At 42.2% G+C, this 14780-nt stretch carries 10 protein-coding genes and 4 pseudogenes; 3 read left to right on the top strand and 11 right to left on the bottom strand.

All coding sequences use genetic code 11. The features are described 5' to 3' along the window. From CHK_RS03325 to CHK_RS03275, 11 genes and pseudogenes are all read right to left on the bottom strand, one after another. Positions 1–170, bottom strand: a pseudogene (locus CHK_RS03325) (class I SAM-dependent methyltransferase); the annotation flags it as partial. A 213-nt stretch (positions 171–383) separates the two neighbouring features. Continuing rightward, positions 384–838 (bottom strand): annotated as a pseudogene (locus CHK_RS03320) (helix-turn-helix domain-containing protein). Positions 839–919: 81 nt separating this feature from the next. After that, positions 920–2839 carry a tetracycline resistance ribosomal protection protein Tet(32) gene (gene tet(32), locus CHK_RS03315; protein ID WP_002602099.1) on the bottom strand — a complete coding sequence of 640 codons (1920 nt, stop codon included), beginning with the start codon at positions 2837–2839 and terminating at the stop codon, positions 920–922. A 362-nt stretch (positions 2840–3201) separates the two neighbouring features. Further along, positions 3202–3423 (bottom strand): annotated as a pseudogene (locus CHK_RS03310) (phosphotransferase); the annotation flags it as partial. A gap of 263 nt (positions 3424–3686) precedes the next feature. Further along, positions 3687–3815: pseudogene (locus CHK_RS16020) on the bottom strand (Maff2 family mobile element protein); the annotation flags it as partial. A gap of 44 nt (positions 3816–3859) precedes the next feature. Continuing rightward, the gene (locus CHK_RS03300; protein ID WP_131924876.1) at positions 3860–5611 is read right to left on the bottom strand and encodes a VirD4-like conjugal transfer protein, CD1115 family; all 1752 of its coding nucleotides are present in this window, start codon (positions 5609–5611) and stop codon (positions 3860–3862) included. A 2-nt stretch (positions 5612–5613) separates the two neighbouring features. Beyond that, positions 5614–6108, bottom strand: a complete 495-nt coding sequence (locus tag CHK_RS03295; RefSeq protein ID WP_046442610.1) for a PcfB family protein — start codon at positions 6106–6108, stop codon at positions 5614–5616. Positions 6109–6193: 85 nt separating this feature from the next. Continuing rightward, positions 6194–7006, bottom strand: coding sequence for a DUF6017 domain-containing protein (locus CHK_RS03290; protein WP_046442609.1), 813 nt, complete (start codon positions 7004–7006; stop codon positions 6194–6196). A gap of 68 nt (positions 7007–7074) precedes the next feature. Continuing rightward, positions 7075–7410, bottom strand: a complete 336-nt coding sequence (locus CHK_RS03285; RefSeq protein ID WP_052740249.1) for a DUF3784 domain-containing protein — start codon at positions 7408–7410, stop codon at positions 7075–7077. A gap of 72 nt (positions 7411–7482) precedes the next feature. Beyond that, entirely contained in the window at positions 7483–11136 is a 3654-nt protein-coding gene (locus CHK_RS03280; RefSeq protein WP_046442608.1) for a SpaA isopeptide-forming pilin-related protein, read from the bottom strand. A gap of 71 nt (positions 11137–11207) precedes the next feature. Further along, a complete protein-coding gene (locus tag CHK_RS03275) occupies positions 11208–11579 on the bottom strand; it encodes a hypothetical protein (RefSeq protein ID WP_046442607.1) in 372 nt (123 codons plus the stop codon). A gap of 139 nt (positions 11580–11718) precedes the next feature. On the opposite strand from CHK_RS03275, the gene CHK_RS03270 reads away from it, so the two are divergent. Genes CHK_RS03270 through CHK_RS16525 form a run of 3 tightly spaced genes read left to right on the top strand, consistent with a single transcriptional unit; the run spans position 11719 to position 14584 of the window. Then, complete coding sequence (locus tag CHK_RS03270; protein WP_046442606.1) at positions 11719–13752, top strand: reverse transcriptase domain-containing protein; 2034 nt, start codon at positions 11719–11721, stop codon at positions 13750–13752. Between the two features lie 55 nt (positions 13753–13807). Further along, entirely contained in the window at positions 13808–14413 is a 606-nt protein-coding gene (locus CHK_RS03265; protein WP_046442605.1) for a DUF6338 family protein, read from the top strand. Between the two features lie 12 nt (positions 14414–14425). Further along, entirely contained in the window at positions 14426–14584 is a 159-nt protein-coding gene (locus tag CHK_RS16525) for a hypothetical protein (RefSeq protein ID WP_160295581.1), read from the top strand. The last annotated feature ends 196 nt before the right edge of the window (positions 14585–14780 follow it).

Raw genomic sequence — 14780 nt, 5'->3', positions numbered from 1 at the left:
TTGGGACGTACTACCTCTCTGTGAAATTCATTGGATTCGTCTCCCATTGTATCATCCCAAAATTGTGCGTTTTTCTCCCAGATCTTTTTGCTTTCCTCTGTTCCCATGTTCTCTCCCACTCCCAAAATTTGCCTTTTTGCTTCCATTAAATCTTCCTTACTATATTCCATTGTTACCCTCCATAACTTCTGATTGTTGCCGTCTTGACTATTATGTATCTTTTCTTTCCAAAATGGTATAGGCTTTTATTTTTATAATGCTGCAAAACTTTTCTTCTGTAAGGTATTCAAAGGATATTTCCCTTTGCCGCCGCTATTGGAAAGCCAAAAGCAGCGGCTTTTTTACGCGATATGACCGAAAAGACTAGAAAGCAGGATATGTCATCATTTGTCATTTCTTCTCAATGTAATAACTGCATGGCATATCAAGCCAAATACAAGAGAAAAACAGCCACCGCCAAATAGTGATGCTCCCCACCCTGCACCCGACATTGTCATAAAACCGCCAACAAAGAAAATACCAATGCCAAGAAATATCCCGACACCATAAAAAAGTCCAATTGCCATATCATACTTATTAAATTGTCGTTTCTCTTTTTTTCACATGTTTCCATTTTTGTTATTACCTCCTTCGCAAAATCGTCCATGTGGACTCCAAAAAGAAAACAAATTTTTTTCAACGTATTTAAATCGGGTTCATTAACATCTCTCTCCCAATTCGATAGCGCCTGCCGGGTAACATTCAATTTCCCAGCCAGTTCTTCCTGTGTCATTCCCGATTGTGTTCGCAGATGACGTATTTGCTTTCCTGTTGTAATATCCGTCTGTTTCTGGTTCAAAATGGTTCCTCCTCTCTGATGCTGATTTTATCAATGATATTTCGCAATAGCCAGCAATGAACGTTTGCATTGCGCAAGATGTTACATTATCTTCTGAAACATATGCCGGATCTTGTCTAAACGGCTGTTCGGGCGGCGTGGCTGAAACACAGGCTCGCCGGAAGTTTCCTGATACCCTTTTAATTCTGTAATGCAGACACTTCTTCCATTTGTATAAAAATTCAAATCATTTCTATATTCACCAATACAACGGGCAGGGATTTCCCCCTTAAAAATAACTTCATCTTTTTCAAGTCTGGTTGATTCAATGATTGCGCAATACTTTGGTGCGTCATTATAAGCCCGTGAAAGATATTCCTGCGGTGCAAAAAGGGTAAAGGAAAGGTATGGTTCCAACAGTTGTGTTCCTGCTTTTTTCAATGCCTGCTCCAACACGACAGGCGCAAGAAAACGAAAATCAGCGGGGGTGCTGACCGGGCTGTAATAAACTCCATAATCAAAACAAATTTGGCAGTCTGTCACTCCCCAGCCATATAAGCCCTGCTCCATTCCATAACGCACACCCTCCATGACGGCATTTTGAAAACTTTGGTTTAAATAGCCGAGAGATACCTCGCTTTTATATTGTGTTCCGCTTCCAACAGGAAGCGGTGTTACAGTCAAACCAATAGATGCCCAAAACGGATTCGGCGGCACTTCAATATGAATCGTGTAGCTCGCTTTTTTTTGCGGTCTTTCCAGATAAATAACCGAAGGCTCTTTCATAGCCACGCCCACATGATATTTTTCTTCTAATAGCGAACAAATAACTTCTAACTGTACTTTTCCCAAAAAAGATAATATAATCTCATGTGTAACAGTATCAATGTCAAAATGCAAAAGAGGGTCTGTATCAGCAATCTCTGTGAGGGCATTTAACAGGGCTTCCCTTTGCTCCGGCTTTTGCGGCTCTACCGTTGTCCGAAGTAATGGCATGGGATTATCAATCCGTGTTTTGTGAGGCAGGAGTTTTTCATTTCCCAGAATGTCGTTCAGTTTCAAAGTATCATCAGCTAAAATAACAATTTCTCCCGGACAGGCATGGTCAACCGGGACGATTTCACCATTTGACGGAATACACATTTCTGTAATCTTTATTTTTTCCTTTTTTGACAGCAGCAGGGTATCCCGTAAATGGAGCGTCCCATGATACAGGCGTAAATAAGAAAGCCGTTTTTTCCGCTCTGTATACTCAACCTTAAAAACATATCCACATAATTCAGACTGAATATCGTCTGTTTCTGTAATGAAAGTTTCTGTAATCGCTTCAATCAGTTTTTCTGTTCCTAAATTGTCTTTTGCACTCCCATGATAAACAGGAAACAAAGAGCAGCATCTGGTTCTTTTGCACTTTTCATATTGTAATTCCTGTATATCCAAAGAATCCTCTGCAACATATCGTTCTAATAGTTCATCGCTTCCGGAAATAATCATATCCCATTTGTCCAAATCAGAAATATCGGTCATGGTTATCTTTGGCGACAGGGAAACCTCCTGCATGACAATCATATCACTGGTAAGTTTATCTTTAATGCTTTGGTAAACACGCCGCAGGTCGATCCCATTTTGGTCTATCTTATTTATAAAGATAATTGTCGGAATGTCCATTTTCTGAAGCGCATGGAATAATATACGGGTTTGTGCCTGTACGCCGTCTTTTGCCGAAATGACTAAAACAGCTCCGTCAAGGACAGATAAAGAGCGGTATGCTTCGGTTAAAAAATCCATATGACCGGGAGTGTCCACGATATTGATTTTATAATCATTCCAGCAAAAAGAAGTAACCGCTGTCTGAATGGTAATTCCGCGCTGCCGTTCCAAAATCATAGTGTCTGTTCTTGTAGTTCCTTTATCCACGTTTCCTTGTTCCGCAATCGCTCCACTGGTGTACAGCAGGCTTTCCGTCAATGTTGTTTTTCCTGCGTCTACATGGGCGAGAATTCCAATATTGATTATTTTCATGTGATTGTCCTCCTTTTACAGCCCCAAAAGGGCATAAAAATCCCCAGCAGTAAAATACTTTTACCACTGGGGATTATAATTTGCGGACATACACATATACAGCATACACCTGTTTGTGATTGCTGTTTTTCGGATATGTCAAAATTGATAAGGCAAAAGTATTCTTAAATTGGGTACAAAAAACCAAGCCCCCACAAAAGGGACTATCATAATCCTTTGTTCCCACTATTTGATTATAGTTTTATTTAAGAATACCTTGCCGCATATTTTTTACTCCTTTTTTGGAATGATGCTATTATATCACATTAGTTTTAGGAAAGAAAGTACCTAAAAGAAATTTTTCTTCCCCTTATATGTAACAATCATACCGACTTTCTGGCGTTCAGAATGGTTTCTGCTGTCTGCTGTGGTGTTTGGTTGGAATTGTCCAGCCAAAAGCCGATCCGTGGTGTTGTCTGCATAAATGTATCGTATAAGGTTTCAACCGTAAAGCCGGAATAGCCTGTTTTCTCCCTGTATCGTTCCCTTCCTTTTATTGTTTCCACATCTGGACAAAGAACGACAACCTCAACAGGGTATTTATGCGGCACAAAAAATATGTACATGTAACTAATTCAACACATTTATAATTTGAATAGGGACATTATAGCATTTACTAAATACAAATTCAATGTATACGGAAATAAAGATATAAGGAGTGGGAAGGATTCCGCCGTAGTCGGCATTGTAGGAAAATCCAAAAGTTTAGATTTTCCCACAATGCTTATCTTTTGGTCTTTGGTTCGGAATAGTGTAGTGCTGGCGGTCTATCTCTTGTTTTCGGTTGCTTGCTTCCTTACCGTACATGAGCATTCGCCGCTGGATTGTCGTTACCGTAACCCTCTAAGAGATTGACAAGGCCCCAAATCCCAAGACCCGCGCCCAGCGCGATTACAAGCATTTGCAGTACGTTTACCGCTTCGCTGAAAAATTCCATGTATTAAATCATCCTTTCCTGAAATAGAAAAGGGGCCGTGATCTTCACGGCCCCATGTCGTACAGGTCAAACACCGTATCAGGCTTGACCCTTAACCTTGTACTTAAAAACTTCTCAATGCTAAATGTGTTTTTCTTGTCGTAATCGGACAGGTATTTGTAATTTGTGTGCTTCGTAATATCGTACTTATCCGAAAAAAACGGACGTACCCCGCGCACTTGTAAAATACATTTTCCACCGTCCATAACGGCAATCTCGTCTTTGCTCATCAACTCCTTTCCGACTTTAGAATAATTAAGCCCATGCGTGATCTCGCGCCCCCGGTTTTCCGTTTCATTGAGCAAGTCAACAGTCTCACGGCCTAGTGCTTCGTTTAAGTCCTTTATCGTGGACGGTTCCCGCCCGCCTAAAAATAGGGTGCTGTCCATGCTCGCAATAATCGTTTCCGCATTGTCTTTGTAGGTTGACTTACATTGCGAATAGGCTTGATAGATCGGGCAAATACTGATTTCCCGCGATCTTACGACGCTTACCAGCCTTTCAAGCTGGTTTATTTTGCCAATGTTCCCGGCCTCGTCGATCAAGCACCGCACATGAACCGGGAGCCGCCCGCCGTATATATCGTCTGCCTTTTCACATAACAAATTAAAAAGCTGGGAAAAGATAAGAGCCGCCAAAAATGAAAACGTCCCGTCCGTATCGGACAGGATAATAAACAGGGCGGTCTTTGCGTCTCCCAGCGTGTCAAGCTCCAATTCGTCGTAGGCCATGATCTCGCGTAGCTCCGCAATGTCAAAAGGGGACAGCCGCGCACCGCATGATACAAGAATTGATTTTGCGGTTTTTCCTGCGGCGAGCTTATACTTCTTGTACTGTCGTACCGCGAAATGTTCCGGGGCTTTTTCTTCCAGCCGATCAAACATCAAATCAACCGCATTTTTAAAATTCTCGTCGTCCTCGCGCACCTCGGAAGCGTCGATCATTTCAAGCAGGGTAATCATATTTTGTTCTTCCACCGGGGCTTCGTAATGGATATATCCGATCAACGCCGTGTAATATAATCGCTCGGCCTTAATCCAAAAATCCTCGCCCGCTTTTTCTCCCTCGCCTTTGGTGTTCTCAATGATCGTATTAACCAGCTTCAAAATATCTTTTTCGCTGTGAATGTAGGCAAACGGGTTATAGTGCATGGATTTTGAAAAATTGATCGTATTAAAAATCTTGATACGGTACCCGGCCCGTTCAAGCAGCTTGCCACATTCCAAAATCACAGTACCTTTGCTATCTGTCACGACATAACTTGAATGTAGCTGCATAAGCTGGGGTTTTAGGAAAAAGCGCGTTTTCCCGCTCCCGCTCCCGCCGTACACAATGACATTTTTCGACCGCGCATACTTCGGGTTTTTGGGGCGACTGTTCATGGTTAGCCCCTCGGTCTGCGTCAATATGACGTTGTTCCGTGGGTCTTTGTCCATAAACGGTTTAATATCTGCCGGGGTTCCCCAACGGGCCGAACCGTATTCCTCGCCTTTGCGGTACTTTTTCGCGTTCTTACTTTTGAGATAGACCGCAAGCAGCATGACCGCCGAAACGATCACCGCAAACAATAAATCATTGCCGTGCGGACTGATTACCGGGAAATCAAAAAGGTGCGGTAAATTCCGCACCGTGTTTGAAAGTTTGACTGCACCCGTCCCGGCTGACAACCGATAGACCATTCCCAGCTTATCCGCAATCCAAAATATAAGGCCAAACGGGATAAGCAGCAAAAGCCGTTTTTTCAGTTCAGGGGTAATCTTCATCGGTCAATCCCTCTATCCTTTTTCAAAACCTTGTTTCTTGTGAACGTCTTAACCTGTTCTTTGAATTTCCGTAGCTGCTCCCGGATAGAGGGCCGCTCCTGCTTCTTTAGCTTCCGGGCGGTAAACTCCCGGAAAGCCGCTTGCAAGGAATCAGCGTCTTTTCCCTTGAAAAACACCAACCAGCGGGGCGGGTCAACGGATTTATCCTTTTTCAACGCATAATCGACTTTATATTTCCGGGCATAGCGGTCAAACGCCTTTATATTTTTGTCCGTGATTTCAATATCTGAAATATTCCCGTTTGCCGATTCTTTGAGTTTCTTTAGGCTCTGTTTCCCTTTATATTCCTGCATCGGCCCTCGCACCTTATCTGCCTTTGATACTCGGTTATTCTGTTGGTATTGCTGGATTGCGCTTCTCAAAAGGTTAGCGGTCATTTGTTCGCCCCGGATAATAAACGCAATCGTTTTTTCTGTTACGGATTCTTGCAATCGTCATCACCGCCGCCCGTGTCCGCTTGCTCCTGCTGGGCCTTTCCCAGCGATTCAATGCACATAATCATACTTCATCACTCCTTTACAAATATAGATCGTGGTTGACCTCGGCCCGATAAAAGCTATCTATCGTCGCCGGGGCGTTAAATATAGCCGTCAAAAGATAGCCCTTAATATTCCTGATCTTGGTGGTGTTGTTCTTCATGCAGTTCAAGACGTATTCCAAATGCGAAAATCTAAGCTGCATAAACCGTTCCTTTACCAACTCGGCGGGCTTTTCTTCCCCGGCAATCCGTATGTGGTCTTTCTTGCTGCATATCGTTTCAGTCATAAGCTCCACGATCTCGTTTACCTGTTCCGGGCCGTATCGCTCGCATAAAGTGTCATATTCGATATTTGAACAAAGCTGCGCCCGGCATTTTTCAATCGTTTCGATCTCGTCCGTAGGATTGATAGATTGATCTTTCTTTGATTCATCATTTCTTAATTCTTGTATAATTGATTTCTTAGTATTTGATTGTGTGGGATTTTCCAGTATTGGTTTTCCCAATGCTGGATTTTCCTGCACTGGATTTTCCAAGACTGGATTTTCCCGTTTAGGCTGGGGCCGCTCTAATATCGTATATTCCGTAACTGTTAGCTGCCCCTGCGCGTTCCTGATACGGCGGCGAATAACATACCCGTTGCGCTCCAACTCCCGCACCGTGGCCCTGATCGCGTCCACACCGTCGCGGCATATAGCGGCAAGGCCCCGTGTCGTATAATCCCAGCTATCGGGCAATGACAGCATGAGGGACAAAAGGCCCTTTGCTTTGAGGGATAGGGCCGTGTCCCTCAAATGGTAGTTTGCCATAACGGTGTAGTCCCGTGTCCGTTCGACCCGGTATACTGCCAATTTATCAACTCCTTCCAACAAAAAAGAGCGTTTCAGCCGAAACGCTCTTTTGAAATGTTATTAAATGATTACCGCCGATACCTTTTACTGTGGTTTTTTGACATATCAATAATATGCCAAATTAGCAAGGCCGCAAAAGCTATCCACGCAATTATGCAGCCAACACCGGGTTTGAACACGTCAATAACAAAACCAATCAAAAAAGGAATAGCCCATATCATCATCCGTTTTCCATAGTCTTTACACATTCTAATTTCATCAAAGGCCATTTTTTCTTTTTCATTTTTGCTGTTATATCCTGCAATAAACTTACTGGCCTTTCCTTTGGAATGGTAAAATGCAAATCCAACAAAAAACATAATAGCCGCCATTCCAAAATCAAAAATGATGAAATAATAATCCACGGTATTACCTCCCCGGTATCATAGCCATATTATAACATTTCTCACCGGGGAGAGGTCATTTTCGCCCCAAGCCTAAAATATATTTTTTTTGCGGCCCACAATCCAAATTGCAAGCGCACCGCCGCCGATCACCGCAAGCAGGATATATAGCAGAATATTAGTGTCGTCGCCTGTCTTTGGCGGGTTCCCTGCTTGCCGGGGTAGTTCCTCCGGGTTCTCTGGCTCCGCTGGCGGTATCTTCTCATTTATGACCGCTATTTCCACCGTTTCGCCGTCGTGGATAGGAGAGAATTTATATTCCACTTCGTTAAGCTGGTAGCTTTCGTCCGGGGGCTGCAATTCCTTGATGTAATAATGCGCGTAAGGTAGGCCCGTGATCGTATATTCCCCGTTTTCCGTGATCGTAAATTCTTGAATCAGTTTTCCGCCGCTTCCTTTGAGGGACGTTTCCGGGGTTGGTGCGTTGGTCGGCTCCGCTGTCCCGCTCGCCGTAGGCTCGGCTTCGGGTTGCTCGGTTGTGTCCTCGATCTTAAAAAGACCAAACACCGCGCCGTTAAGCCTGTTGTCCGCTTCGTCCGTTTTGATGATCTTAACATTCCCATGTAGCAGGATATTTTCAAAATTTGCCGCTACCATTCCGCTGTGCGTCACTTCGACGGTTTGACTTCCCGGTTCAATATATCCTGCCGTGCGTTCATTGCGTACCTCGGTTATTTTGTAGCGGCCCGCGAGAAGCACCGGGATTTTGATTTCGCCTTTTTCGTCCGTTTCAAAAACGCTCTCATAGGGTACGCCCGTAAGTGATACGCCCGTGATCTTGAACGATATGCCCTCGATCTTGCCGTCCTCGGCGGCCTTTGTAATCTTAATGCTGCCGTGCATTAAATCATTCGGGATAGGGTCGCCGTCATTAACCGCGATTTCTACCGTAGGTGTTTCCATGCCCGCATAATCAAAAGCAAAATCATACTCCAAACCGTTCAGTACATAGCCTTTGCCCGCCTGTAATTCTTTGATATACCACTTATAGCCGCAAGGTAAATCCGTGTTGATCGTGGCGGCCCCGTTTTCGTCCAGTTTAATCACTTCTAAAAGCGCATCTTTGGGAAGCAATACCGCGCCGTCCGTACCTGTGATTTCGTCCCGGCTGAATAGCCCTAGCTTAATATCCGGGTAAGGGTCATAAGTCTGGTTCAGTGTGGTTTCGCACTCTTTTTTCAGTGTAATAACCGCCTTTTGCCGCGCGTTTATGGTTTCCGCTTTTGTCGCTACAATCTGCGTATCCTGATCTTCATAGGTGATCTCAAACGGTATCGGGGTAGGGTCAAGCACCAGCGGGGCCGGGACGGATTTTTCAATAAGCTGGTAGCTGCCGATATATAACAGGTTGTTTGACGTGGCCCGTCCATCCGCGCCCGTCGTGATCGTGTCCAGTACGTCCCCAGCGTTTGCCCTTGTCGTACCGTCCGGGGTCACAATATCCGTCACCGCAACAACGTCATACACCGTACCGGGAATCCCTGTAAGGGAATAAACCGGGTTATATACCGTGCCGTATTCCTCGTCCTCGGTTTCTGCGAAACCCGTTAGGCTTTCACCTTGTTTTAAAACTGTGATCGTGCCTTTCACGGGTTCGTTATGACTTTCTACTTCCAAAACTGCGGCGTGGTTTTCTGCTGTGATCGTAAAGGGTATGGGGTCGGGACTAATCGTGTATCCGTGGGGGGCTTCGACCTCGTAAAGCTCAAAATCACCGGGCCGCAAGGGTTCGGGTAAAACTAAGGAACCGTCAAAGGCCGTCGTGAATGTGTCAATCTCCGTCGGTGTCGGATAGTTGATTTTCTGGACGACCCAATTATCCGTACCATCCATGATTTTAAATTTCGTTTCAGCCTGTACGGGTTGCCCCGTCTCTGCGTCCCGTTTAATGATTTTAACCTCGCTGTTGTAGGCTTCATCTTCCAAAATGTAACGGTATATTTTGCCCTGCGTCGTGATCTCGATTTCAAACGGGTCTATCAGCTTATACCCTGCGTTTGCGTCGCTGGGGATTTCTTCACACAAGTACCGCCCGTAGTTCAGCATGGGCGTGATCGCATAACCGTTTTCGTCGGTCTTGACCCTGCAAATCTCTTTCCCCGTGGAAACAAGGGACAACTTAAATTCGACGTTTGGAAGCGGCTGCTTTATACCGCCGTCGTCGCTGTCCCCGGTAAGCGGAACGTCCGCAAATTTTACAAAAGCCGCCTGTCCCTTGATAACCGTATCAGTCACGCCCACATCGGCCCGTCCGATCTCAATCGTTTGGCCCGCAAAGTTCGGCGTTACCGTGTAGGGGCTTGAATTGAGATTATACCCGGTCGGCGGCTTTTTCTCCACGACTTTGACCGTTTGCAGGGGAATTAGTTTACTGGTGGCCGTGCGCCCGTTGGCAACAATGTAATCTATAAGCTGTCCCGCGCTATCGTATAGGGCATATTCCGCGCCGTCAAGCGTAGCGTCCGTGTCCTTGGGGGTTCCCGTTTCTGCGTCCGATTTAGTCACAACAATATTAAATTTCTTTAAGACGTTGGAAAATGTGACGCTGCTTGTTTGTCCCGGCAATACTCGGACGGTTTGCGCGGCGGGCTGCACATAGCGGTTAGCCGTGCCAACTTCGGCAACGGTATAATTCAAATTTGCTAAAAGGCCCTCGGTCGTAATTGTACCGTCATTCGCGGTCGTGACTGTCCGATCAACACCATTCCCGGTAATGCGAAACTGCATACCAGCGATCGCTCCGTCCTCGGAACGCTTCACAACTCGAATATTTCCGACCTTTTCCGTCTTTAGCTTAAAGGATGAAGTTACGGACATGGTTTCGCCGCCCTCTGACACCGGGGAAAGCGAAACAAGGTTTTGGTATTTATTGTGAATCCAATACTCAGGGCTTCCGTTTATGATCGTGGGAAATTCGTCTGTTGGAAGCTCCTTTGTCGCCGTGGCTTCCACATTGTCAAACATATTTGCTGTGGAAATATGCAGCGTGTTTCCGCTACGTGTGAAGGTCACGCCACTTGCAGAAAAATCATAATACCGCAACGCTCCGTTCGCGTCGTTGATCGTCGTTTCAAACCGCTTGTTTATCGGGTTATATTTCAACTCTATTTCGTTTCCGTCAAAGCTGGGCTTAGTGTCGTAATTTTCGACATTGCTTTTCAGATCGTCATAAATGCCCCGTGCTGTCGGGTTACAACCTAAAAGGGCATCAATAATCCTTTCTTCGTTTGGGTCGTCGATCTGGCTTGACGCAATAATCCAAATAAGGCCCTGTGTCGCCATTGCGTTATCCAACCAATCGCCGCCGTAAAGCGCGCCCGTATGGTCGTTATATCCTAAAACCAGCGTTCGCCGTATAAGCTCCTTTTGCCAATCCGCAAGGTCGTCATAATCTGCCGTACATTCGTATTTACTGCCTTGCGCGACCGTTACGCCATATTGTAGGCAATACGCTATTTTTGTATCGCCCGCATTGGTCGTCATATGGAATGTAGACCATTCCTTATAATATCCGTCCGTCACGTTAAACGGGGGCGGGAAGCTGGGGCCGAACGTATATTCATACTGGCTATGGTGCGTGTAGTGGAATGTTGCCCCGCTGTCCAGCGCAAAAGCCGAAAGCGGAAACGCCACGATCACCATTACCAGCATAATGATAAACGCAATTATCCTTTTTCCTTTTTTCATTGATTTTATTCCTTTCGTTTTTGGGTAAAAAAAAGACACCTGTAAAAAACAGGTGCCGGGAGAGATGTAGGCTATGCGGTTTCCTCGTTGCGTAATTCCTGTATTACTTCGCCAAAATCTGCAAGAAATGAGAATATAAAGTATTCCAGTGCTTGCGGGTGGGAAGCTATCGGGACGGCTTCATCTGAAAACCGCAACCCCGTAAGACCGTATAAAGCGCGTATGAGGTTAAAAAGCCGCTTCCGGTCTTTGTCCGTGTCCATATCTAAAAATACATGAGTTAGGCGGTTGATTGTGTCCATATCGCCGTTGGTGAATATCCAAACTGTTTCAGCAAATGGCGGGGTAATCGCCCCGGAAACAAGGTTGATCTTGTCCTTGTTGATCTCGCCTGATGGGGTGATTAGACCTTTTTCAATAAAAGTTTTGGTTTGTTTTTGCATTTTTAATATTCCTTTCGTTTTTATTTATTTCAACGAATTACAACGAATGCCATAATTCGTGATTTATTGAGTATTATGCGGGTTTGTGGTAGTATGAAATAAATTATTTAATTTACTTTTGATATTTGACAGGTGGGACATGGGAAAGCAATATGACGATTTTTTATCCAAAGACAATTTCCTTTTAGCCTATGCGCGCGTAAAAACCGCGCCGCGAAATGATTATAAGGAATTTTATTATAGGGATTTCGATGCTTTTGAATACTTTTTAGACGATAATATAGCGCAACTTATACACGAAATAAAAGAGGGTATCTTTGCACCAACAGATTGTGAAAAATACTATATGCCGAAAAAAAACAATCTTGCAAGACCTATTACATTATTATCGTTGACTGATTTGATAGTGTATCAAGCTATCAGCAATATTATCGCCGATAAAGTGTTTAATAAGTTGTCTAAGTATTTTAACGTTCACATTTATGGGAACATTTTTAAAACTTCTAACGATCCCGAACCAATCTTCTTTTTCCAGAAATGGAAAGACCAATGGAAAAGATACAATAATCAAAAACGGATATTTTATAAAAACGGATATGAATTTAGTGCAGATTTTGATATTGCCTCATATTATGATACCATTGACCATAGTATTCTGTTTGAAATTCTGAAAGAATTCAACATAGATAATCAAATTATTTCTTTGCTCAATACTTGTCTAAAGGCTTGGACAACAACTTCATCTGCTAAAATTTATTTTACAAAAAGTTGTGGTATACCGCAGGGGCCTATTAGCTCATCATTTTTCGCAGAATTATACCTTTATAAATTGGATGAAGAGATGCGTCGAATGGCTAACGTTAAATATTTTCGTTATGCAGACGACATCAGTATAATGAGTAGGACAGAACAAGAATGTAAAAAATCTATAGTTTATTTAGATTTATTAGCTCGTGATCTTTCGCTAATTCCGCAATCAGAAAAGATAGGCGTTGAACATATTGTGGATATAGATAAATTTTTAAACAGGCAATTATTGCGTTTTTCAAAAATAGTAAACGAACATCGCAAAAGTGGAAAATTGAAGTCCAAGACCCATAAACAGTTAAAACAAAAGATCAAACAATGCCTTACCGAACGTTCTATAGATAAAACCCTTTTTAGATTCTCGCTTTATAAATTAAATAAAGACGATGAACTTAAAAATTTGTTGCTTAAAAATTTAGATTTATGCGAATGGTTTTATGCTGGTATAATTTATTACTTTAATAAGTACTATCCCGGAGATAAGGATTTTATGCAACAAATTTCTTCATACTTACTAGGGGATACAGTCCTTTTTCAGTATAATAAGTCTTTACTATTTAAATCATATGATCATTTGCCATATAATGAGGAAATTTTTAGGACTAATTTCAAAAATGAACAACGGTTTTGGATTGTGCAATATCACTTAGTTTTATGGTTGACCAAATGCAATAAGCAACAACTAGCCGTTGAAACTTATGATGGAAATAATTATTATGTTATGCGAGAAATTGACTATATTAAATCGACATTACAGACAGATCAAGATGCAAAAAAGATATTTTTAGAAGCATTGATTTCTGATGAAAACATACTAATATCATTACACGGTTTGTATTTGTGGTTCCATTTTTTCAATAGCAATCCAGTATGCGAACCTAAAAATGGGTTTAGTAAAAGGATTCTAAAACATATTGAGGCAGATTATTTCTGCCATACAATGAATATGGAGTATGGCCTTTCAGTACCAAGCACACTATTAAATATTTTAAATAAAGATAACCGCAGATTTAATGAGTTAAAGGAAGAACTTAGATGCTTTTTGGTAAATAGAACAATTAACCCCAGTATATCGTTAATGGCATTAGATTTAATGCACAATATTTTATTTGATATTATTGTGGAAAATGAAAGCTTAACTCCAAGTGATTTTGGAGCAGGCTTAGGTCAGTTAACAACTTTATTGCCTATAACACAACAAATATTCAAATGTATACACGAAATGCGCAACCAAAAAACATGGGCACACTATAAAGATAAAAATGGGAATCCGCGGGTTAAAATTTCATCAAGAGAGTATAAACAATTATTGGAAGATAATAATTTAAAAGATGCGTATAATGAAATTTTTGGCTACTACGATTGAGAATTTGCTATTCTTTGCTTATGCGTAATTAGCAAAAGAGGAAAGGATATACTATATGTATATTGAATCAATGGATATTATAATTTTAACTTGTTTTTTCCTTATTCCGGGCTTCATTATTACCGGAATTATGAATAGTCTTTCGCCGCATAAAGCAGAAAGCGATGGAAAAAGTTTCCTGCGGTTTTTATTGTATAGTGTTTTAGACTGCGGTGTATGGTCTTGGCTTTATGTTATTCTGTGGACTTCAAATCTATATACAAATAATACTGCTTTGTTTTGGTTCCTATGTGCGATGATTACCGTTATAGGAGCAGCTATTATCGGAACAATAATCGGTTTAATTACAAAAAAAGCACTTGTAATGAAGTTCTTTTCTTTGTTTAGAATCGATATATCACATCCCATACCTGCATCGTGGGATTATAAATTTTCAAATATTTCAGATTATAGATATGTTATAATAACTTTAAATGATGGAAGTACTGTAGCAGGTCTATTTAGTTCAAAATCGTTTGCTTCTTCCGATTGTGATGAAAGAGATATTTATCTAGAAAAAACCTATATTATTGACGATGATAGCAAATGGAATGAATCTAAATGTACAGATGGGATGCTTATTTTAGCATCTTCAATAAGGACTATAGAATTTTTCAAATGAAAGGAGAAAATTATGAAAAGACAAGATGAAGGATATCAGCCAAAAAAATCTAATTATGGATATCAACCGTCCAAGAAAGAAGACAGAGGATATCAGCCTCCTCAAGCACCCTCACCGACACCCCCGCCGCCAAATACTGATTCAAGTATCAAGAAGAAATCAAATGAGTGAGCAGTTGTTATTCCTAAAATTGTTACCGTGTTGCCCTTTTGTTGCCCGGACGAACAAAGTAACAATATAAAAACTAATAACGTTTTGTGCAAAGTTATTCAAGAATCTTTTTAGAACGGGGTTTTGGTGAAACAAGATATGGCAAGTTATACGAAGTTATGGGAGCTTATTTTGAAAAAATTCCCCTCGAAATGCG

The organism is Christensenella hongkongensis (assembly GCF_000981035.1).
GTDB lineage: Bacteria > Bacillota > Clostridia > Christensenellales > Christensenellaceae > Christensenella > Christensenella hongkongensis.
Note: the sequence above shows the minus strand (reverse complement) of the source record. Positions and strands in the feature narration are given on the sequence as shown.